This window comes from Ensifer sp. LC384, assembly GCF_001695865.1.
Lineage (GTDB): Bacteria > Pseudomonadota > Alphaproteobacteria > Rhizobiales > Rhizobiaceae > Ensifer.
On sequence record NZ_MBST01000011.1, the window covers coordinates 39622 to 60570 of the forward strand.

The window sequence follows — 20949 nt, forward strand, 5'->3', positions numbered from 1 at the left end:
CGCCGACCGCAGGCGCAGAACCCGTGAGCGACACCGGCGCTACCGCGTCACCCGCTGCAGCACGCTGAACTGAAAGGCCTGGGTAGAGCCCGAGGGGGTCGCGTGGATATGCCGGCGCTCCTCCACAAGCCGGAAGGACGGCCCGATGAGGCCGGCGAGTGTCGCCGGGTCATAGCGCACGACCGGCAATCCGCTGCAACGTTCAGGGCCATCAAGCGCGAAGGTGGCGATGATGGCATGGCCGCCCGGCTTTACTGCGGCGTGAAGCCGGTCGATATAGGCGGCGCGATCATCCGGCTCGGTCAGGAAATGAAAAGCCGCTCGATCATGCCAGACGTCATACGATCGGGCGGGTCGCCACTCGGTCACGTCAGCAGCAATCCACTCCACATCATCGCCGCGCGTGCCAAGCCTTGCTTTTGCGGCGCTGAGAGCGGCGGGCGACAGATCGAGCACTGTAATTGCACGCATGCCTTCGCCAAGGAGTTTGTCGACCAGACGTGATGCGCCGCCGCCGATGTCGATCAAGGAGGCATCCGCAATCGCCACGCATTGCCGGATGAGATCGAACGAGACTGCCGGCGCATCCTCGAACCAGCTTACGCCCGCCTCGCCCTTGGACGCGTACGCATTGTCCCAATGGGTCCGTCTGTCTTCGTCGCTCATCAAAACGCCTTCTTTCCGGAGCCGGACAGCCAAATCGCCTTCGAACTCGATTTCAGCGCGCCGGCGTCCCGCCGCTGCTGCATTCTACGGCGCATGGCGCCCTTGGTTCAACGGCGCAACATCCCGACCCTACTGCATAATTCCTTAAGTCGGATCCGATTTAAGGATAAAATTATGCAGCAAGTTTAAAGCGTTACAGCGTCCTTTGCGCGTCATATATGACGCGCGGCGCTGTAGCCGCCGAGCAGTCCCTCCAGCCAAGCACGGTCGAGAACCGCCTCGAGCTCGGCAGCGACATCATCGAGCGCCGTGTCGACCGACTGGCGGTAATTGCCGATACCGCCTTCGATGCCAAAGCTTTTAAGCAGGGCAGCGCGATAGGCGTCGCTGGAAAACAGCCCGTGCAGGTATGTTCCCATCACCCGGCCATCGGCCGAAAGGGCGCCGTCGGCGCGACCGTCGATGCGGATCGACGGCCGGTCGCAATCGGCACCGGTGGTGCAGCCAAGATGGATCTCGTAGCCTTCAAGCGCCACATCGTGTTCCAGCGACCAGGCCCGGCTGTTGCGCAGGGTCTTTTCCGGCGCCATCTCGGTTTCGACGTCGAGCAGTCCGAGCCCCGCGATTTCCCGTTCGCCGCCCTCGATGCCGAGCGGATCGGTGACGCGGACGCCAAGCATCTGGTAGCCGCCGCAGATACCGATCACCCGACCGCCGCGCCGCACGTGGCGCTTGAGATCCTCGTCCCAACCCTGGCCCTTGAAATCCTTGAGATCGCCGATGGTCGATTTCGAGCCGGGGATGACGACGAGCGCGGCGTCCGCCGGGATCGGGCTGCCTGGCTTGACGAAGACGAGATCGACGTCCGGTTCGGCCGCGAGTGGATCGAGATCGTCAAAATTGGCAATTCTCGACAGCACCGGCACGGCAATCTTGAGCGCCCGCCCCTCGCCGCGCGCCAGCTTTTCAAGCACGACCGAATCCTCCGCCGGCAACCGACCTGCCGCCTTCAGCCACGGCACCACGCCGAAGCAGGGCCAGCCGGTGTAGCGGCCGATCGCGGCAATGCCATCGTCGAACAGCGTGACGTCGCCGCGAAACTTGTTGATCAAATAGCCCGACACCATGCGTCGATCCTCGTCGGGCAGGATCGCATGCGTCCCCACCAGCGAGGCGATGACGCCGCCGCGGTCGATATCGCCGACGAGGACGACAGGTACATCGGCGCGCGTCGCAAAACCCATATTGGCGATGTCGCCCGCCCTCAGGTTGATTTCGGCCGGCGACCCGGCACCCTCGACGACGACGAGATCGGCGCCGGCTGCGATCTGCTCGAAGCTTTCCATCACCGCGCCGAGCAGCTTCGGCTTCAGCGCCTGATATTCCCGGCCCCTCGCCTGACCGGCGACCTTGCCCTGCACGACGATCTGGCTGCCGACATCCGACTGCGGCTTCAACAGCACCGGGTTCATGTGCACCGAAGACGGCACGCGGGCGGCCAGCGCCTGCAGCCATTGCGCCCGGCCGATTTCGCCGCCGTCATCCGACACGGCGGCATTGTTCGACATGTTCTGCGGCTTGAACGGCCTGACCTTCAACCCGCGATTGGAGGCGAGCCGGCAGAGGCCCGCCACCAATACCGATTTTCCGACATCAGAGCCGGTTCCCTGCAGCATGATCTTGCGTGTCATGGCGCCACCGGTAACATCGATTTGACCGGCAGCAAAGAGCTGTTTTGACACGATTTCGCCGCATTTGCGGCGCGTCGATGACAGACTGTTTCGGTCGCTTATCAAGCTTGTCGAGTTTCTCTCCGAAACCAGCGTAAATGCGACATCCTGTGACGAGTTTGGCATTCAATTTCGTGAGGCGCGAGCCTATATCAGCGCCACCGAAACACACACCGGACCACAGACGTCCGGCCTCTCAAGGTCCATGTCCATGCTGTACATTTTCAGCAAACCGAATTTCGTTCAGATCGCCTGGAATTCCAAGTCACCGGTCAGCCAGTCGCGCGTTCGCAACGTCGTTCTCGACGCTCCCTTCGGACCGCTCGGCTTCATCCGCACGTCCAACGTCGGCTGACCCATCCGGCCCGCGGATCGGGCCCCTATCGGCCACGGCTTTGCATTCCAGCAGCTAACGCCTTCTCCTCCAGCCGTCTCCCCTCGTGGAGGCGGTTTTTTTTCGCCGGATGACCGTGAAATCGCGGGACAAAAACGCGAAAACCGCATCGACCTCCTATCGAGGGATGCGGCTTCCAAAAAACGCTGGTCACTCCGGAAACACACACCGAAGGTTCGCTCAAACCCGGGACGCACTACCTTGATCCGGGCCGGCGGCAGTTGCCCGCCGCGCAACAACAATTAGCCGGACATCGTTACCGGATGGTTATTGAGGATTTAACGAAAGATGAATCGTGGCTTTTTTTGATTTTTTTTCGCGACATCTGCGGAAAATACCAGTGACGCATTCACGACAGGAAAGGTCCTGATTGCAACAGATCAAAAACGAGCATCGCGGCGACCGCTATATTTTGCGGCACTAATTGTCGCAAATGCTTAAATTTGGGACCTCCGAAGCCGAAAGATCCCCTTCGGTCATGTCGCAGACAGACGCCGCCACCAGCCAGACCCGGCTGTTTTCCGATTCAAGAGGTTGATTTCCCAACGAGAATACTTAGGCTTGCAACGCGGTACAGAGGAGATCCGGCCGGCGACAGGGTTCCGCGGCCAGGACAAAACGAACTCCCAGATCGCCGCAGCGGGGGCTACCCTTGGCTTGTCATTTGCCGAACCCCAGGCTGCTAATTTGGTTCGGGTGACGGGGATGCGAGGGCGTCCCGATGACGCCCGTTTGATCGTTGGCTGCAGTTAAAGACTGGGAGGTCTTGCAACATGAAGAAACTCCTCGCTTCCACCATTCTCGCCGCGGGTCTGTATGCGCTCGCGGGTTCCGCGCAGGCCGCGGAATGCGGTGAGGTCAGCATTGCCGAGATGAACTGGGCGTCGGCGGGCGTCGCCGCACACGTGGACAAGTTCATTCTGGAAAACGGGTACGGTTGCACCGTGACGCTGGTCACCGGCGACACCATGCCGACCTTTGCCTCTATGAACGAAAAGGCCCAGCCGGACATGGCGCCGGAACTCTGGGTCAACTCCGTTCGCACGCCGCTTGACGCGGCCATCAAGGAAGGCCGGCTGATCGAAGCCGCCAAGATCCTGAGCGAAGGCGGTGTCGAAGGCTGGTGGATTCCGAAATTCCTCGCCGATGCCAACCCCGACATCAAGACCGTCCAGGATGCGCTCAAGCATCCCGACCTGTTCCCGGCGCCGGAAGATCCGTCGAAGGCCGCCATTCACAATTGCCCATCGGGCTGGAACTGCCAGGTTTCGACCGCCAATCTCTACAAGGCGATAGATGCTGAAAAGGCCGGCTTCCAGCTGATCGACACCGGTTCTGCTGCCGGCCTCGACGGCTCGATCGCCAACGCCTTTGCCAAGAAGACCGGCTGGCTCGGTTACTACTGGGCACCGACCGCCATCCTCGGCAAGTACGAGATGACCCGCCTCTCCTTCGGCGTCGATCACGACAAGAAGGAATGGGACGCCTGCTCGGCCGTGCCGGATTGCCCGGCCCCGAAAGTGAACTCCTACCCGGTCTCCGACGTCTTCACTGTCGTGACCAAGTCCTTCGCCGAAAAGGCCGGCGTCGCCATGGACTACGTCAAGGCGCGCAAGTGGGACAACGGCACCGTCAACAAGGTTCTCGCCTGGATGGATGAGAACCAGGGCACGAACGAGGATGCCGCAAAGCACTTCCTCGAGGAGTTCCCCGACATGTGGACCACCTGGGTAAGCCCTGATGTGGCCGAGAAGGTCAAGGCTGCGCTCTGATTTTGGCTGGTGATGCAGGCGCCCGCATGAAAAGCGGTCGCCTGCATCGGCGTCTTCGCCCGCCGGAAAGATTGCCGGGCGTGGCGACCGATGCTCAGGGCGACGAACGGGCTCAGTTCGCGTCGCATTCAGTAAAGCGGGCGTCACGTTCCGCTGTCACATTCCTCACGCCGGGACCCGAAGAGGTCACCAGCCAAGTCTGCGCAAGGACCGGCAACGACAGGTCTCGAAGACGCAGTCGGCGTTATAAGACTTCAGGCCAAGAAGGGGAAAAATATGGCATCCATCTGCAGTGTCTTGCCAGAGTTGCTCTGCAAGTTCCCTGCCATTGACGACGGAACGATCCGCCTGGCTCGCAAGACAATCGACGATGGCTTCAAAGGTTTCGTCCGCTCCTATGGCGACGCCATCGACACGGTCGTGCAGCCGCTTCAATGGTTTCTGAACTATCTCGAAAGCCTGTTCGTCGGCTCGCCGTGGATCGTCATCCTCGTGCTCATGGTCGCAGTCGTCTATCTCGGCAGCCGCAACATCAACATCACGATCGGCACGGCGCTGTCGATGATCGCCATCGGCCTCGTCGGCCTGTGGAACGACACGATGATCACGCTGGCGATGGTCACCGTCTGCACGCTGATCTCGATCCTGATCGGCATTCCGATCGGCATTCTGATGGCCCGCTCGGATCGGGTGCAATCGATCGTCAATCCGGTGCTCGACGTGATGCAGACGATGCCGAGCTTCGTCTACCTGATCCCGGTCGTGATGATCTTCGGCATCGGCAAGGTTCCGGGCCTGATCGCCGTCGTCATCTATGCCGTGCCGCCGATGATCCGGCTCACCAATCTCGGCATTCGCCTCGTCGACCAGGAAGTGCTGGAAGCCGCCGACGCCTTTGGTTCCTCGGCCTGGCAGAAGCTGAAGAACGTGCAGATGCCGCTGGCGCTGCCCACCATCATGGCCGGCATCAACCAGACCATCATGATGTCGCTGGCGATGGTCGTCGTCGCATCGATGATCGGCGTCGGCGGTCTCGGCAAGAACGTGCTGCAGGCGATCGCCAACCAGTTCTTCACCGTCGGTTTCCTCAATGGCTTCGCCCTTGTCGGTATCGCCATCATTTTCGACCGTACCAGCCAGGCCTTCGGCAGGCGGCTGCAGAAGCATTCGGAGGTTATCCATGGCTAGTCACGCGATCGAGGTGAAGAACCTCTACAAGATCTTCGGCCCCAACGGCGGCGACTATGTCGATGCGGTCAAGCGGGGCCTGGGCAAGGCGGAACTCAACGAGAAGCACGGCCACGTGCTCGGCCTGCAGGACATCAACATCTCGATGCCGGCCGGCGGCGTGATGGTGGTCATGGGACTGTCGGGTTCGGGCAAGTCGACGCTGATCCGCCACATCAACCGGCTGATCGACCCGACCGCCGGCGAAGTCCTTTATGACGGCGTCGACGTCTGCAAGATGAGCGACAACGACCTGCGCGAATTCCGCCGCCACAAGACGGCGATGGTGTTCCAGAAATTCGCACTTTTGCCGCACCGGACCGTTCTCGACAACACCGTCTACGGCCTGGAAATCCAGGGCGTCGGCAAGGCGGAAAGCGAAAAGCGCGCGCGCGGCTGGATCGAGCGTGTCGGCCTCAAGGGCTTCGAGAACCACTATCCGAACCAGCTTTCCGGCGGCATGCAGCAGCGCGTCGGCCTGGCCCGGGCACTCACCAACGATGCCGACATCCTGTTGATGGACGAAGCCTATTCGGCGCTCGATCCGCTGATCCGCGTCGATATGCAGACCGTGCTTCTCGACCTGCAGAAGGAGTTGAAGAAGACCGTCGTCTTCATCACCCACGACCTCGACGAGGCGCTGCGGCTCGGCGACAAGATCGCCATCCTGCGCGATGGCCGCGTCGTGCAGCAGGGGACGGGCCAGCAGATCGTGCTGTCGCCGGCCGACGACTACATCACAGCCTTCGTCAAGGAAGTGAACCGCGGGCGCGTCATCAATGTCGAGACGATCATGCGGCCGCTTTCCGGCAACCCCGAGGGCATGCCGCTGGCGATGGGCACGGTGCTGGAATCGGCGGCCCGCGCCATGACCGGCGCCCACGTCAACGCGGCCCATGTCGTCGACGAGAACGGCCGCCCGATCGGCGCACTCGATCTGCCGACGATCATCTCGGCCATGGTGACGCCCACCAGCCACGAGGACAAGCGAGCCGCCGCGTAAGGCAGGCAAAAGAGGCCGACCAAGGGCGCCCGGCATTTCCTCCTGGAGGAGCTCGCCGCGGCGCCCGTCGCATTTCAGGCCCGGTAACATCGGCTACTGCATAATTCCTTAAGTCGGAATCGATCTAAGGACGCGCGTCTAAATAGACGCGCGGCGCTGTAAGAAAGACATGCGGCTCAGGAGGAGCCGCCTGCTGTCGGGACTTTTTGCGCGCGGCTGATATCAGCCTCGGCATGCCCCGGCTATCTGCCGGCCGCGATCCTCAGTTGGTCTTCGTCGTTTCCGCAGCAGCCGGCTCGACGGTGCTTGCGGACGAAAGCGTGTCGCTGGTCGCCGGGAAATATTTGTCGAGCAGGCCCATCATCTGGTTGTCACGCTTTTCGGCGGTCTCGCCGCCCATGACAACGCCGACGAGGCGTTTGCCGTCGCGCGTCGCCGAGGTGACGACGTTGTAGCCCGATGCGGTGGTGTAGCCGGTCTTGATGCCGTCCGCGCCAGCATAGCGGTTCATCACGTTGTTGTGGCCGCGAAGCTTCATGCCCCGGAATTCGATGGTGCGGTTCGAAAACAGCGCGAACTCTTCCGGGAAGTCGCGCATGAGCGCAATGCCGAGTGTCGCCATGTCACGCGCCGTCGTCACCTGCTGCGGATCGGGCAGGCCGTTGGCATTCTTGAACACGGTGCTGGCCATGCCGAGTTGATGGGCCTTCTCGGTCATCACCTTGGCAAAACCCGCTTCCGTGCCGGCCAGCTGTTCACCGACCGCAACCGCGGCATCATTGGCCGACAGCACGATCATACCCATGACCGCTTCGCGGACGGAAACAGTGCGGCCGACGCCGACGGCCAGCTTGAAGGGCTCCTTGCCATTGGCATTATCCGACATCGTCAGCCGTTGATCCCAGGTCAGCGTGCCGTTCTGAAGCGCCTCGAACGCCAGATAGAGCGTCATCATCTTGGTCAGCGACGCGGGATAGTTGAGCACGTCGGCATTGTCGGCTTCGAGAACCGTGCCGGTCTGCGCGTCGAGAACCACATGGGCCTTGCCGGCGAAAGCATAGGAAGCACCGCTGAGCAACAGACCGAGTGAAACCGCCGCCGACGCGAGTGTCCGGATAGTGAAATGCATGATGTTCTTCTCGTTTGAGGCTATCGATCAGCGCGCGATATTCGCGGGCAAGCGAGCGACGACATAGGTGCGGCCTTTTACAGCGATCGCAGGCGAGCCGCAATCGCCCATAGGCTGCGGCTTTTCGTCGTGAGCACCCGCCCCGTTTCGGCCAAAATGGCCTCAACGGACAACGGGGCTTCCGCGCAAAATCGAACCTGCCTAGCCGTTGCGCGGCGCGACCGCCCTCGCCCCGAAGGGCCAGCCCGACAGAAAGGGTCTCTCGATGAAGCGGAAGGTCAGATAGGAGACAGCCAACACCCCCGCCATGGCGACGAGCGTCACCAGCGTTCCGAACCCTTGGCCGAGCGTCAGAACCGTGTCCCCATCGGAAGCGACATGGGTTGGAAGCTTCAGGCCGAAGCGCAGACCCTGGGTGACCACCCAACCGACAATGGAATGGATCAAGTACACGCTGTAGCTGACGGTGCCCAACCAGACGAAGGACGGCCACTCGAGGAAGCGGCGCAACGCGGTACCCTCCTGCAGGTTCGCAACCGCGACGACCGTCGCTGCGAAAAGAGGTGGCAGAAGAATCTCCGCACGGCTTCCGCCGAGATCCCAGATTGCCACAACGACGAGCGCCAGCGCGCCTGCAGCCATCGGCGCCGCCGCCTTTCGGGGAAGCCGGATGTGGAGCGAAGCGGCCCACGCCCCCAGGAAAAAGGAAAATATGCAGCGGATGATCGCAAAGATCGGATCGGTTTCGAGCCGCCCTCCCTCCAGGGCGAGCAGGATGATGGCGGCCGCGCCAGCCACAACAAGGCACCAGCGCATCGGCAACCGCAGGAGGCCCATGGTCAAAGCGAAGATCAGATAGGTCCAGAACTCCACAGAGATGGACCAACTGGGGATGTTGAACCCGAGCTCGCGCAGAACCACGCCCTGCAGCAGAAAAAGATTGGCAAGGAATGCCTTCGCGTCGGAAACGATAAAGGCAGGGTTGTTGGAAACGATACCGGTCTTCTGCTCAAAGACGTATTTGAGACACTCTATGCCGAGGAAAACCAGGAGCGTGAACAGGTGAAGCGGATAGAGGCGCCAGAACCGCCGGCGCTGGAAGCTTGCCAGATCCGCTGGGCTCGACAATCTGTTCGCATAATTGAGAGCGATCACGAAGCCGCTGAGCACGAAGAAGAAGTCGACCATAAGGTAACCGTGCCGGATGAAGGCGTTTTCGCTCAGCAGGCTGCCGTAACGGAAATGGTGCAGAGCAACGGCTAAAGCCGCGAAACCCCGCAAGGATTCGAGCGCCAGAAGTTTGGGTTTCTTCGCCATTGGGGAGAATGCTCCGTCCCTGACAGCTTGCGCCGCCATTTCATCTCGCTGCGCCCGTAGTTTGGATTTTCTGCTTCGAAGGAGGCAGGCTCCGCAAGGACTGTCGTGCGGCAGTTTCGCCCGGGAAGGCTTAAAATCCGGTAATGAGCGTCCTGCGCAACCCAGAAGGGATTGGGCGCCGCTTGTCGGGGCAAGGCGCTTTTGCAAAAAGATGCCGGATTTAGCCAATGCCTCGTTTCATTCGACCTTAACCCAATTGCGCCATCCTCCAAGCCAGGTCCCGGCCCGCTCTTAGCGGTGCAGACAGGGACCGCGAAACAGGAGGCGGCGTCGTGTCGGCGGCGTCCTCGCCCCAGCAATCTCGGCGCCCTCATGCAACGGATCCCCGCCACGGCAGACTTTCCTACGCGAAGGCATCAGGTGCCGGCGCGGTTAAGCTACGACGCGGGGCTCGCACAGCTGACGCGTCATCTGGCTTCGCTTCTGTCCGGCCTCGGGCTTTTCCTCATGGTCTTCACACTGATGCCCTTTCAGGGCGCCACGGAGACCGATCCGAATGCCGCCAACGACGGCAACATCATCAACCAGGTCGGCTACCTCGTGCTCGGCGCGGTCTATCTGTTCGCGATGCTGCTCGTTGTCGACAAACGGGTGCTGGCGCGGCTCGTCTCACCGGCCTGGGCGGCGATCTTCGCCATCGCCTACTTCTCCTGCCTGCAGTCCTACGATCCGGCGGCTTCCGCCCGCGGCCTGACGCTCAGCCTCGTGGCGATGATCATGGTGGCAGGCGTGCTGGTGCTGCCGCGCAGCGAGGAAGATTTCGTTCATGCCGGGGCAAATGCTATCCTGCTCCTCATCCTGATCGACTATGCGGCGCTCGTCGTGGCACCGGACCTGGCCATTCACTCGGCCGCCGGCGGCGAACCCTGGCATGCCGGCTTCTGGCGCGGCCACCTCCTGCACAAGAACGTCTCGGCGCCGGTCTTTTCGATCCTGTGCATGTTCGGCATCTACTGCCTGCGCGCCGGCGCCACGCTTCGCGGCTGGGCGATCACCCTGCTCGCAGCGAATTTCGTGCTGCACACCGGCTCGAAGACCACAATCGGCTTCCTGCCGATCGCCATCACGCTGGTGCTTGCCGGACGCGTCGTTCGCAGTCCTGGCCTGATGATCGTCGCCCACCTCGCCATGTCGGCGGTGATCTTCGGGCTGACGCTCGGTACGATCTATTCCGACACCATGTTGTCGATCACCAAGGCGATCATCGACGACGCTACCTTCACCGGCCGCGACGACATCTGGAAATTCGCCAGCGAAAGCATCGCCGAGCACCCGTGGTTCGGCCAGGGTTACTCCAGCTTCTGGCTCTCGCCTGTCATCATGGGGCTCGAGGCCAATTTCGAGGCGAACTGGGATGTGCGCGGCATCGTCGCCGGCCACAACAGCTATCTCGACGCGGCGCTGACGTTCGGCCTGCCCGGCGGCATCCTCATGAGCCTGCTTCTCTTCGTCAAACCGCTCTTCGACTACATCAGCGCCTCGCGCCGGCCGGAGGGACGCGCCTTTGCCGACTTCTGCGTCATGGTCGTCATCTTCATGACCTACAACGCCATGCTCGAAAGCTTCTTCCTCAACCGCGCCGACCCGATGTGGCTGCTGACGGCGCTTGCCATCCTCGGGCTCGGCCTTGCCGGGCGCATGGGCCTGCGCCGCCAACAATAGTCGCGGGCCGATCGCGCGAATGCTTGCAAAGACATAAAGATATCTTTATATCTCACTGCATTCATTCTAGCCGGGAAAAGCCGATGACCGCTGCAGCCAATGTTCTCTCAGACCTCATCGCCGAAAAGGGCGTACTTCTCGCCGATGGCGCAACGGGAACCTCGCTGTTCGCGATGGGCCTCGAAGCCGGCGAAGCGCCGGAAATCTGGAACGAGACCAGGCCGGAGAACATCACCAAGCTGCATCAGGACTTCGTCGATGCCGGCGCTGATATCATCCTGACCAATTCCTTCGGCGGCACCCGCCATCGCCTGAAGCTGCACCACGCCCAGGACCGCGTGCACGAACTCAACAAGCGCGCAGCCGAAATCGCCCGCGCCGTTGCCGACAAGGCACCGCGCAAGGTCATCACCGCCGGCTCCGTCGGCCCGACCGGCGAGCTGCTGATCCCGCTTGGCGCACTGTCCTACGAGGATGCCGTCTCGGCTTTCGTCGAACAGATCGAGGGCCTGAAGGCCGGCGGCGCCGAAGTCGCCTGGATCGAGACCATGTCCTCGCCGGACGAGATCCGCGCTGCCGCCGAAGCCGCTACCAAGGTCGGTTTGCCCTATGTCTATACCGGCTCCTTCGACACCGCCGGCAAGACCATGATGGGCCTGCATCCCAAGGACATCCACGATGTCGCCAAGGATCTGGGCGATGGCCCGGTTGCCGTCGGCGCCAATTGCGGCGTTGGCGCGTCCGACATCCTGTCCTCCCTGCTCGACATGACCTCGGCAAACCCCGAGGCAACCGTGATCGTCAAGGGCAATTGCGGCATTCCGGAATTCCGCGGCTCCGAGATCCACTACTCCGGCACGCCGCCGCTGATGGCGGAATATGCACGGCTGGCAGCCGACGCCGGCGCCAAGATCATCGGCGGCTGCTGCGGCACCACCTGCGGGCACCTGGCCGCCATGCGGATTGCGCTCGACGAGCATTCGCTGCGCGACCGCCCGACGCTCGACGTGATCATCGAAAGGATCGGCCCGCTGCGCAACAAGACGGCCAACGAAGGCCCGTCGGCTCCAGCCCGCGAACGGCGCAGCCGCCGCGGCTGAGAGCATTTCCAGGAAAAGTGCGAAGCGGTTTTCCGTCAGGAAATGCGTCGAAACAAAGAGATAGAGCGTTTCTGCGACTCCGTCTGAACCGGACACGCTTGAAGGCACGCAAAATCTAAAAGAATGAAACGCTCCGGCATCGTCTGATCCGGAGCGTTTTCATTCGTGAGTTCTGCCGTGGCCGCGAAGCGCTCAATCCTGTCGAAAAAGGCCAGCAGGCGCCATTCGAGGCGCTGCAAGGTTGGCGACGGCAAAAGCCAGGGCCGGTGTCCTTCGCTGCGAAAGCACATCACTCTCGGCCGCACCGATAAAGGTTCGGTAGAAATCGAACGAGCGGCCGATCTGCCGCGAACCCTGCGCCGAGAAGTGACCATGGTCTTCGAACAGGGTGACCCCCTTGTCCTCGATTTTGCAGGAGTCCTCGTCGCAGAGATAGCCCATGAAGCTGACGACGGGATATTCGTCGGCGATGTCGGCAAGCACCGACAGCATGTCCTTGTCGTTGGTCATCACATCGCGCAGCGGCAGTTCGCAACGCTCGATCGGATCTCCGAGAAGCCGCACGCGCGCAACGCAAAGCCCGGTGTCACGACCGTTCCGCGGCGGCGCCGCGACGAAGACGGTTTCAAAGCCGTTCGCCTCCAGCCAGGCGAGCGTCGCGCGGAAATTGTCGGTGAGCGTCTTGAGCTCCGACGGCATCTCCCTGATGCCGCCGACAAGCACCTTGTCCTCGATCAGATACTGGCTGAGCGGCGACGACAGCACGACATAGCGGATCGACCTGTTGGCGAGCAGGAACCGCTTGACCTCGGCATTGTGCTTAGCACAGGCCAGCGGCCATTGCTGCCCCAGCCGGGGAACCACAGGTGCGAGATCGAAAAACGGTCCGCAGTTGTTCTTCGTCAGCTGCACCAGCTTCACATCGGGCTTCGATGCGATGATGCCGTCGACGAGGTGGCGGGCATAGGAGTCGCCCCAAACAGCGATTTCGGGCGAGCTGCCGGTGGCGCATTTGAGGTTGACGACCGCATCGCATTCCTTGCTGATGCCGACGCTGGGCTCGATCATGCGCGCGAGTTCCCGATTGCGCGAAGCGAGCCCGTCGGTCCCGTCGAACCCGAAACCGACGACCAGCGCCACTGCGCCCGCCGCGAGCGTCGCCCCGAAGACGGCGCTGCGACCGACCTTCGCGCGTTGACGAAACGGTTGCTCGACGAAGCGCCAGCTAAGAGTGGCAAGCGCGATGCATAGCACGATCAGAACGACATAGCCCGCCGGCGGGATCTCATCGATCGCCCGCAGCCGGGCAAAGGCGAAGACCGGCTGATGCCAGAGATAGAGGCTGTAGCTGATCAGCCCGATCGCCACCAGCGGCCGGACCGAAAGCAGCTTGCCGACCAGCGTATCGCGACGGCCAAAGGCCAGCACCAGCGCCGTTCCAACTACGACCGGCACGGTCTTCCAGCCGGGATAGGCGGGGGACTGCTCGACAAGGACGTAACTTGCGACGATCGCGAGCAGCCCAATACCGGCCAGCAGTTCGCGCCGGCCCTTGGCGACCGGCAGCCGATCCACCCCGCCAAGTGCCAGAACGGCACCGGCGCCAAGCTCCCAGAAGCGGCTCGGCAGCAGATAGAAGTTCGCGGCCGGGTCGACGACGGCCAGCACCTGCGCAGCAGCAAAACTGAGGAGGATGCTGGCGAGAACAACCTTCAGCACCGTTGCGGTCGAAAACTGGCGCAGCGCCAGCAACAGGAGCGGAAAGACGACGTAGAACTGCTCCTCGACGGCCAGAGACCAGGTGTGCAGAAGCGGCATCAGCTCGGTCGACGGCTCGAAATACCCGGTCTGGTCCCAAAAGTGAAAATTCGAGGCAAACAGGTTTACGGCATAGAGGCTCTTGCCGAAATTGTTGAGCTCCTGCGGCAGCATCCACATGACAGCAAAGGGAATGCAGACGGCGCAGACCAAAAGCAGGGCTGGTGCCAGTCGGCGGGCGCGGCGCTCATAGAACGATACGATGCTGAAGCTACCCTCGCGGATCTCGCGATGAATGATCGAGGTGATCAGGAAACCGCTGATGACGAAGAAAACATCGACGCCGGCAAAACCGCCGCCGAGAAATCCGAAACCGGCATGAAAGAGCAACACGGGCGCAACGGCAAGCGCGCGCAATCCATCGATTTCGGGTCTGTAATGCATGGGGAAGAAAAACCTAGGTGGGGCCGGCTGGCTAACACGGCCTTACGTGGTGGTATATCAGCCTGACGCTTGGTACCCTCGCTAGACGGCGCAAGACGACCCTGATGCGTGTGTGATATAGACTATTTGTTTCTGAGACGAGGAGCTTCCGATGACCGAGAAGACCTTCTTGACGATTGCGGCCGCAATATTCGGGATCGTTGCAGTGGTGCACTTGGTTCGCATTCTCATAGGTTGGTCGGTTGTCATCGACGGCTGGACAGTTCCTATGTGGGTAAGTTGGGTCGGCCTCATCGTCACCGGTGGCTTGAGCTACTACGGCGCCAAGCTCGCCAAGTTGATCTAAGCACTGTCATCGGTACCAAGCGTCAGGTTTTCGCCACTAGCGAGCCAACGGGTGCGCCAGCATATCCACATATATGCGCATTCTAAGGCATGGCCACAGCGTGCCGTGCTGCGCCCATGCCCCATTGGTCTTTCAGGGGGCCGAATGCCCCCGGATATCAGGCGCTGCGCTTGCCGATACGGTCGGCCTGAAGATGCTGCCGCCAGGCCTCCAGCCCGACCTCGATGTTCCTGCGGCCAAAGCCTACGCGGAAACGATCCTCAGCGACCGGCAACAGCTCGGACACGAACAGGCTCGATGGCAGCAGCAGCACGCCGGACTCCCCCACCAGGCGGCGGCAATGGCTCTCGACCCCATCTGCCCCGAGATAGCGGGCAAAGCCGACGCAGCCACCGTCAGGCTCCCGCCATTCGTAAAGGTCGGAGAACTCGGCAAAGAAGGCCCCGAGCTTTTCGAGGTTCGAGGCGCAAAGCGTACGATTGCGGTCGAGCAGATGCTCGCGCGCCTTGAGTGCGATGGTCGCCAGGACCTCGGACGGGCGCGAATTGCAGATCGACAGGTAGTGCTTCATCTTCTCCATGCGCTCGATGAGCGCATGATCGCGGCAGGCGATCCAGCCGATGCGCAGGCCCGGAAGCCCATAGGCCTTGGACATGACGTTGAGGGAGATGCCGCGCTCGAACAGCTCGGCCGCCTGCGGCAGTCTCAGCGCCGGGTCACGTTCCAGCCCGCGATAGACCTCGTCGCTGAAAAGGTGAATGCCGCGTTCGACGCAGAGCTCGGCCAGCGCCTTGAAGGTTTGCTGATCGGCGATCGAGCCGGTCGGGTTGTTGGGAAAGTTGACGGCGATCAGCCGGGTGTTCGGCTTCAGCGCCGCGCGCACGTCGGCAATATCAAGGCGCCAGTTGTTTTCGGGGCGCAGTGGCACGCCGGTCACCGAGCCGGCGATCGTGACCGGCAGTGTCTCCATCGACTGGTAGTTGGGTACCGTTACGATCGCGTGATCCTCAGGGCCGAGCAGCGCCAGCATGGCGCAGTAAAGCCCCTCCTCCGCCCCGGCAAAGCAGAGAATGTCTTCGGCCGAAAGCCCTTCATAGGTGGCGGCAATCGCCGAGCGCAGCGCCGGCGCGCCGTGGGTTTCGGTGTAGCCGAGCGTCAGCTTTTCCCAGGCTTGCCGGTCCGCGTCGTCGGCCAGTGCCAGCAATTCGCTCATGGCGATGGTTTCGCTGTCGCTTGCGGTCATATGATGACGCGCCTTGAACTCCCAGCGGGAGAAATGTGTTTCGAGGCGAAAGTCTGGCAAGGTGGTCATATCGGATCCTCCACTCGCTGCGTCCGGCGGACGGGCGAAATCGTTGTCTTCGTCGTGATCAGGAAGCGTCGCTACGGGCGGCGGCAAGATAGTTGTAGATCGAGGCGCGCGAGGTGCCGATCAGGCTGGCGAGATGGTCGACAGCGTTGCGGGTCTTGAACAGGCCACGCTCTTCCAGTGTTGCCACCAGCGCCACGCGGTCTGTCCGTTTCAGCGCTGCAAGCGCCAGCCCCCGCTCCTTCAGCCAGTCGTGCAGCGACGCGTTGATCTCCTCGCGCCAGTCGCGTGAAAACAGCGCCTGCGGCCGCGGTTGCTCAGCGCCGGCAAAGGCGGAAAGTAGTTTCACCGCATTATCGATCATCGAGACGTCGAGATTGATGCAAAGCAGGCCCGCCGCGTCGCCCTTGGCATCGCGAAGCACCGCCGATACGGACTTGATGCGACGGCCATCGGCGCCGGTCTTCTCGTAGGGTCCGAGCACGCTTTCCGCGCCCGAAACCGTGCCGAACTCTTCCTCGATCAGCGAATCCTCGCCGACCGCGCGGCCGGAGGAAGCATTCCAGATGCCGACGACGGTTCCGTGCCTGAGGTCATGCAGCACGACCTCCGCATGCGGATAGAGCAAGGCGCTGATGGCGGCGGCCGAAGGCGCATGCATGGCAATGTCAAAGGCGATAGCGGGCTCGATGTTCATGTCATTGCAATGATCGATTCTAGATTTTTTGTCAATATTAGATATTTTGTAGCATTTCAAATATTCACCGATGCTTGCGCACCCAGCCGCCCTGGCCTATCCCGGATGGGACAAGATTCGCCTGGAGACACTGACATGAATGCCGGCCCCGCTTCCTTTCCCGACAGGGACACCGTTGCCGACAAGCTTTCGGCATTTGGCGAAGCGGATCAGGCCTTTGTCCGGTTGCTGATGGAAAATCCCGAGCAGGACGATCGACTGCTGGAAGGGCTCTACCGCTATCTCGATATCGCCTCCGATGCCCGCTTTCTCAACACGCTGAAGCTCGAGAAACTCGGGCATTGGCTCGGCAACGAGGCACCCGCCCGGCTGCAGATGCGGCTAATGGAAGCCGCCCGCTCCAGCCAGCACCCGGCCTACCAGGCGTTCAGAACGGGCCTGACGAAATCCGGCGGCCTGGAACGCGCTTTTCCGAAGGCTTGAGCGACGGTCCTTGGGCGGGAAACAGCCCCTCACCCTAACCCTCTCCCCGCAGGCGGGGAGAGGGGATGTGCCACGCGATAGGTCTTCGCCTGCGCCGGCCCGCTGTCACCGCTATTCCTGGCGCGTCGACTACACGAAGCCTTTCCTCAGCGCTCTGTCCTGCGCTTGAAAGTTGCCCGACGCTCCCGGTATTGCAGCCTCAGTGGTTTTCGAAGTTTTCAAGGGAACGAAAGCATTGCCACGCGTTCCCTTCTCCCCGCAAGCGGGGAGAAGGTGCCGGCAGCCGGATGAGGGGCAGCACCAGGCGTTCACATCGAAGGCGTAACACCAGAGCCCATCGCCAGGCCTCGCTCGCCCCAACTCTCAGTTGGCCGAGCCACTGCCCGAAAGCCCCTTGGCGAGCCGCACCAGATTGACGAACTCGCCGCGATAGCCGAACGGGTCCGCCCCCTTGGACGCCGCAGCAAGGTCGATGACAGCATCATAGGAATAGTCCGACAGCGCCGTCACGCCCGACAGCTTCTGCCCGAAGGCGGCCACGGCCACCGAGAAGCGCACATCGTTGGGCGCGTCTGCCAGCGATGGCATGGCGTTCCCCTCGGTGACCGGCGTGGTCATCAGTTCGCTTCTGTCGCCATCCGGCTTCTTGTAGCGGATCTTGAGGAAGGCGAGTTCGCCGGCATTCGTCGCGGCATCGGCCGCCGGTTTCCCCGCCGTCCCGTAACGCAGGTCGTCGTTCAGCACCGCCGGGCTTCCCTTCGGCGTCATCTCGTAGATCGCCGTGACGCTGTGGCCGGAGCCAATGTCGCCGGCATCCACCTTGTCATTGTTGAAATCCTCGCGCTTGAGCGCCCGGGTCTCGTAGCCGATCAGCCGGTATTCGGCGATTGCGGCTGGATTGAACTCCACCTGCAGCTTGACGTCCTTGGCGATCGGGAAGAGCGAGGAGCCCGCCTCCTCCACCAGCGTCTTCTGCGCCTCGGCCAGCGTATCGATATAGGCAGCGGTGCCGTTGCCGTTCTGGGCGATCGTCTGCATCAGCGCATCATTGTAGTTGCCACGGCCGAAGCCGAGCACCGACAGGAAGATGCCGCTCTTGCGCTTCGTCTCGATCATCTGCTTGAGCTCGTCGTCACTGGCCGGGCCGACATTGAAATCGCCATCGGTCGCCAGCATCACGCGGTTGACGCCGCCCTTGGCGAAAGCCTTCTCCGCCAGCCGATAGGCGGCATCGATGCCCTCGGCGCCCGCGGTCGAGCCGCCCGGCTGCAGCGTATCGATCGCCGACAGGATTTTCGCCTTGTCCTTGACCGACGTCGGCTCGAGCACCGTGCCGGCATTGCCGGCATAGGTGACGATCGAAACAGTATCTTCGGGCTTCAGCTTCTCTACCAGCAACCGGAAGGCGCTCTTCAGGAGCGGCAGTTTGTCCGGTTCGTCCATGGAGCCGGAAACGTCGATCAGGAACACCAGGTTCGCCTTCGGCGCTTCTGCCGGCACCACGTCATAGCCCTTGATGGCCACATGCATCAGCCGCGTGCCGCCGTTCCAGGGCGTCGGCGTCACCGTCACCGTCGCCTTGAACGGCTCGGTGGCGCTCGCCGGACGCGGCCAGTCATAGGGGAAGTAGTTGACCATCTCCTCGACCCGGACGGCATCGCGCTCCGGCATCTGGCCCTCCATCAGCGACCGGCGCACGAAGGCGTAGGAGGCCGTATCGACATCAGCCGAGAAGGTCGAGACCGGATCGGTGGCGACGCTTTTGACCGGGTTGCTGTCGGCCTTGCCGAAGCGCTCGCGGTTTTCCTGAGGCGGGAGCTGCATCTCCTGTGTAACGACGGGCGCCGGCAGATAGGTCGGCCGCCCTTGCGCGCCACCTGCTGCCGAAAGCGGTGCGAGGCTGTCGCTCATCATCTGGTTGGCCATGGCATCCGCCTCGGGCTCGGCGGCGGGCGCCGCGCTCTCGGTCCGCGCGACCGACTGAGCCTCGGCCGACTTCTGCTCACGGGCACGGGCATGCGCCTCGTCGGCATCGGGCTTTGCCGTGACGACCGGCTGTGGCGCTGCCTTCTGTTTCGGCTCCTCCTTCAGCGCGATCTCCGCGCCGGTGTCGCCGGGCAGCATGGTGTTGCGCGTCAACTCAAGCGTCAGGAACGCGGCGGCGGGGATGACCAGCAATGTCGCGAGTGCCGATCCGGCAAGCAGTTTCCTGTTCATGATGGGGCTCCATATCCGGTTGAAGATGGAGCTTTGACGAACCGGCAGCGCCGATCCTTGGATGGCGGTCGAATTTTCTTCTGCTGCGTCGAAGGCCTGCATGGCGGCGGCAAGCGCCCGCGCCCGCGCCTCGGTCGAAGCCTTTGGCGGGGTCAGTCCGGAGAGCTTGTCGAAATCGTCGGTCATGATCACACGGCCTCCTTGCCAAGCAATGTCTTCAGCCGCTTGCGTGCCTCGTGCACGTGCCACGACACGGTCGCTTCCGAACATCCGAGCACATCGGCGGCAGCAGCATGGCTCATCCCCTCGGCATAGACGAGCAGCACCGCATCGCATTGTTTCTCCGGCAGCGCCCTCACCGCCGTCCAGAGCGCCTCCTGGCGGTCGTCTTCCGGGGCCTCGCCGCCGCCGAGAGCGGCCTGCTCGCTGGCATAGGCCTGCATCCTGTTGTTGTCGCGCAGCTGGCGGCGTTTGTGGTCGCGCGCCGCGTTCAGCGTCAGGGTATAGAGCCAGGTGCGAAACCGGCTGGTGCCGCGAAAGCCGCGAATGGCCGAGCCCAGCCGCACGCAGACGTCCTGGGCGATGTCTTCCGCATCCGTGGCATTGCCCGACCAGCGCCAGGCGACGGCATGGACAAAATCATAGTGCCGCTCGACCAATTGGCCGAACGCCCGTCTGTCTCCAGACACCGCTTTCTCGACGAGTTCAGCGTCCAATGGCGTGCCCGCTCCCACCTGTTTCAAACCTTAGACGTTGCACGACGACAATTCCTTGGGCCCGTATCGAAAAAAATCGTCGCGGCCCCAAGGAAAAAGCTAGCGCGGGAACTTGCCGACCACGGCGATCATCGGCCCCATCGGAAACAGCCGGTCGTGCCGATTGATGTCAGGCGCGTAGAGGCTGGAGATCGTGCCGTCGAGGAAGAGCGCGTTGGGGCAATCGAGAGCGTCGCGGAACAGTGTCGCGAAATCGTGAAACCGCACCGGCCTTTTCGAGACCACGAACACCACCTCGCCCGTCACTGTAACGCCGACGCCGTTGCGGGTCTTGAGGCTTGTGCTGTCGGGCAGGAAGCGCGGATGCAGCGCACCATCGATCACCAGCATTGGCCCGGACTGCGTGGCAAACCGCGGCCGGATATCGGCCGCGCGATAGGCGTCGGCCGAAAGCACGCCGGCCTTGCCGCTATCGACATAGAAGACACCGTTGGGCAGCAGATGGAAGTTTCCCCAGCCGGTGTTGGTGTTGAGCGGCGCCTGTTCGCGCCCCTCCTCGATATGCAGGCCGACGGGCGACAGGTCGTCGTGGTACATGCCGCCGTTCATGGCGAAGAGCATGTATTCGTCGCGATGGCGCAGTTCCAGCGACAGCGCCCGGAACGAGCGGAAGGGAACACCGGCCTGATCCTTGTTGTAGAGGCGGATGTCATTTTCAGCCGGGTCGACCGTGCAGGCGATATAGTCCTGCCCGAGATGGCTGACGTCGCGGCAGGCGCCGAGCGCAGGGCCGGCAAGGCCTGCGGAGAGAACGGCACCGACGAGAAAAGGTTTTGGAAACAGCGGCATGAAAAACATCCAATGGAATCAGCCGCCCAGCATCATCGAGATTGCGGCGGTTCTGGCGCGGTGACAAAGA

The 20949-nt window shown here is 62.4% G+C and carries 18 protein-coding genes; 8 read left to right on the plus strand and 10 right to left on the minus strand.

What is annotated here, in order from left to right:
• Positions 1–39 precede the first annotated feature (39 nt).
• On the minus strand, positions 40–666 hold the full coding sequence (locus BC363_RS11365) for a class I SAM-dependent methyltransferase (RefSeq protein WP_065783369.1): 627 nt from the start codon (positions 664–666) through the stop codon (positions 40–42).
• 212 nt (positions 667–878) lie between these two features.
• Positions 879–2357, minus strand: a complete 1479-nt coding sequence (locus tag BC363_RS11370) for a cobyric acid synthase (protein WP_065783467.1) — start codon at positions 2355–2357, stop codon at positions 879–881.
• 250 nt (positions 2358–2607) lie between these two features.
• On the opposite strand from BC363_RS11370, the gene BC363_RS35405 reads away from it, so the two are divergent.
• The 4 genes from BC363_RS35405 (at position 2608) to BC363_RS11390 (ending at position 6792) form a co-directional block, all read left to right on the plus strand.
• Entirely contained in the window at positions 2608–2751 is a 144-nt protein-coding gene (locus BC363_RS35405) for a hypothetical protein (RefSeq protein ID WP_139109850.1), read from the plus strand.
• An 812-nt stretch (positions 2752–3563) separates the two neighbouring features.
• The gene (locus tag BC363_RS11380; RefSeq protein ID WP_065783371.1) at positions 3564–4562 is read left to right on the plus strand and encodes an ABC transporter substrate-binding protein; all 999 of its coding nucleotides are present in this window, start codon (positions 3564–3566) and stop codon (positions 4560–4562) included.
• Between the two features lie 276 nt (positions 4563–4838).
• Positions 4839–5750 carry a proline/glycine betaine ABC transporter permease gene (locus tag BC363_RS11385; RefSeq protein WP_065783372.1) on the plus strand — a complete coding sequence of 304 codons (912 nt, stop codon included), beginning with the start codon at positions 4839–4841 and terminating at the stop codon, positions 5748–5750.
• Positions 5743–6792 (plus strand): glycine betaine/L-proline ABC transporter ATP-binding protein, encoded by a 1050-nt coding sequence (locus tag BC363_RS11390; protein WP_065783373.1) that lies wholly within the window; start codon positions 5743–5745, stop codon positions 6790–6792. Before BC363_RS11385 ends, BC363_RS11390 begins: the two co-directional genes overlap by 8 nt.
• A gap of 262 nt (positions 6793–7054) precedes the next feature.
• Here BC363_RS11390 and BC363_RS11395 read toward each other — a convergent pair whose 3' ends face one another.
• Positions 7055–7921 (minus strand): D-alanyl-D-alanine carboxypeptidase family protein, encoded by an 867-nt coding sequence (locus BC363_RS11395; protein ID WP_065783374.1) that lies wholly within the window; start codon positions 7919–7921, stop codon positions 7055–7057.
• Between the two features lie 201 nt (positions 7922–8122).
• Positions 8123–9238: an acyltransferase gene (locus BC363_RS11400; protein WP_065783375.1), complete on the minus strand. Its 1116-nt coding sequence runs from the start codon at positions 9236–9238 to the stop codon at positions 8123–8125.
• Between the two features lie 420 nt (positions 9239–9658).
• Between BC363_RS11400 and BC363_RS11405 the strand changes: the two genes are divergently transcribed.
• Both BC363_RS11405 and bmt read left to right on the plus strand, forming a co-directional pair.
• Positions 9659–10960, plus strand: a complete 1302-nt coding sequence (locus tag BC363_RS11405; protein WP_065783376.1) for an O-antigen ligase — start codon at positions 9659–9661, stop codon at positions 10958–10960.
• An 83-nt stretch (positions 10961–11043) separates the two neighbouring features.
• Positions 11044–12060, plus strand: coding sequence for a betaine--homocysteine S-methyltransferase (bmt, locus tag BC363_RS11410; protein ID WP_065783377.1), 1017 nt, complete (start codon positions 11044–11046; stop codon positions 12058–12060).
• 192 nt (positions 12061–12252) lie between these two features.
• Here bmt and BC363_RS11415 read toward each other — a convergent pair whose 3' ends face one another.
• Positions 12253–14262, minus strand: a complete 2010-nt coding sequence (locus tag BC363_RS11415) for an acyltransferase family protein (RefSeq protein WP_065783378.1) — start codon at positions 14260–14262, stop codon at positions 12253–12255.
• A 151-nt stretch (positions 14263–14413) separates the two neighbouring features.
• Between BC363_RS11415 and BC363_RS11420 the strand changes: the two genes are divergently transcribed.
• Positions 14414–14608 carry a hypothetical protein gene (locus tag BC363_RS11420; protein ID WP_065783379.1) on the plus strand — a complete coding sequence of 65 codons (195 nt, stop codon included), beginning with the start codon at positions 14414–14416 and terminating at the stop codon, positions 14606–14608.
• A 157-nt stretch (positions 14609–14765) separates the two neighbouring features.
• Here BC363_RS11420 and BC363_RS11425 read toward each other — a convergent pair whose 3' ends face one another.
• On the minus strand, positions 14766–15920 hold the full coding sequence (locus BC363_RS11425; RefSeq protein ID WP_065783380.1) for a pyridoxal phosphate-dependent aminotransferase: 1155 nt from the start codon (positions 15918–15920) through the stop codon (positions 14766–14768).
• A gap of 58 nt (positions 15921–15978) precedes the next feature.
• Entirely contained in the window at positions 15979–16614 is a 636-nt protein-coding gene (locus BC363_RS11430; RefSeq protein ID WP_065783381.1) for a PAS domain-containing protein, read from the minus strand.
• A gap of 135 nt (positions 16615–16749) precedes the next feature.
• Here BC363_RS11430 and BC363_RS11435 point away from each other — a divergent pair, with 135 nt between their 5' ends.
• Positions 16750–17097: a hypothetical protein gene (locus BC363_RS11435; RefSeq protein ID WP_065783382.1), complete on the plus strand. Its 348-nt coding sequence runs from the start codon at positions 16750–16752 to the stop codon at positions 17095–17097.
• 363 nt (positions 17098–17460) lie between these two features.
• Here the strand turns inward: BC363_RS11435 and BC363_RS11440 are convergent, their stop codons facing one another.
• The 3 genes from BC363_RS11440 to BC363_RS11450 all read right to left on the minus strand — a co-directional run bounded on the left by BC363_RS11440 (position 17461) and on the right by BC363_RS11450 (position 20879).
• Positions 17461–19506: a VWA domain-containing protein gene (locus BC363_RS11440; protein WP_065783383.1), complete on the minus strand. Its 2046-nt coding sequence runs from the start codon at positions 19504–19506 to the stop codon at positions 17461–17463.
• Positions 19503–20030: an RNA polymerase sigma factor gene (locus tag BC363_RS11445; RefSeq protein ID WP_065783384.1), complete on the minus strand. Its 528-nt coding sequence runs from the start codon at positions 20028–20030 to the stop codon at positions 19503–19505. The genes BC363_RS11440 and BC363_RS11445 overlap by 4 nt, the downstream gene beginning before the upstream one ends.
• A 99-nt stretch (positions 20031–20129) precedes the next feature.
• Positions 20130–20879 (minus strand): phosphodiester glycosidase family protein, encoded by a 750-nt coding sequence (locus BC363_RS11450; RefSeq protein WP_065783468.1) that lies wholly within the window; start codon positions 20877–20879, stop codon positions 20130–20132.
• Positions 20880–20949 lie beyond the last annotated feature (70 nt).

What these genes read in the sequence shown, in the direction of transcription:
- BC363_RS11430 (WP_065783381.1), bottom strand. Translation starts at nt 16,614, where the DNA reads ATGAACATCGAGCCCGCTATCGCCTTTGACATTGCCATGCATGCGCCT.
- BC363_RS11415 (WP_065783378.1), bottom strand. Translation starts at nt 14,262, where the DNA reads ATGCATTACAGACCCGAAATCGATGGATTGCGCGCGCTTGCCGTTGCG.
- BC363_RS11395 (WP_065783374.1), bottom strand. Translation starts at nt 7,921, where the DNA reads ATGCATTTCACTATCCGGACACTCGCGTCGGCGGCGGTTTCACTCGGT.
- BC363_RS11435 (WP_065783382.1), top strand. Translation starts at nt 16,750, where the DNA reads ATGAATGCCGGCCCCGCTTCCTTTCCCGACAGGGACACCGTTGCCGAC.
- BC363_RS11365 (WP_065783369.1), bottom strand. Translation starts at nt 666, where the DNA reads ATGAGCGACGAAGACAGACGGACCCATTGGGACAATGCGTACGCGTCC.
- BC363_RS11390 (WP_065783373.1), top strand. Translation starts at nt 5,743, where the DNA reads ATGGCTAGTCACGCGATCGAGGTGAAGAACCTCTACAAGATCTTCGGC.
- BC363_RS35405 (WP_139109850.1), top strand. Translation starts at nt 2,608, where the DNA reads ATGCTGTACATTTTCAGCAAACCGAATTTCGTTCAGATCGCCTGGAAT.
- BC363_RS11380 (WP_065783371.1), top strand. Translation starts at nt 3,564, where the DNA reads ATGAAGAAACTCCTCGCTTCCACCATTCTCGCCGCGGGTCTGTATGCG.
- BC363_RS11385 (WP_065783372.1), top strand. Translation starts at nt 4,839, where the DNA reads ATGGCATCCATCTGCAGTGTCTTGCCAGAGTTGCTCTGCAAGTTCCCT.
- BC363_RS11420 (WP_065783379.1), top strand. Translation starts at nt 14,414, where the DNA reads ATGACCGAGAAGACCTTCTTGACGATTGCGGCCGCAATATTCGGGATC.
- BC363_RS11370 (WP_065783467.1), bottom strand. Translation starts at nt 2,357, where the DNA reads ATGACACGCAAGATCATGCTGCAGGGAACCGGCTCTGATGTCGGAAAA.
- BC363_RS11400 (WP_065783375.1), bottom strand. Translation starts at nt 9,238, where the DNA reads ATGGCGAAGAAACCCAAACTTCTGGCGCTCGAATCCTTGCGGGGTTTC.
- BC363_RS11425 (WP_065783380.1), bottom strand. Translation starts at nt 15,920, where the DNA reads ATGACCACCTTGCCAGACTTTCGCCTCGAAACACATTTCTCCCGCTGG.
- bmt (WP_065783377.1), top strand. Translation starts at nt 11,044, where the DNA reads ATGACCGCTGCAGCCAATGTTCTCTCAGACCTCATCGCCGAAAAGGGC.
- BC363_RS11450 (WP_065783468.1), bottom strand. Translation starts at nt 20,879, where the DNA reads ATGCCGCTGTTTCCAAAACCTTTTCTCGTCGGTGCCGTTCTCTCCGCA.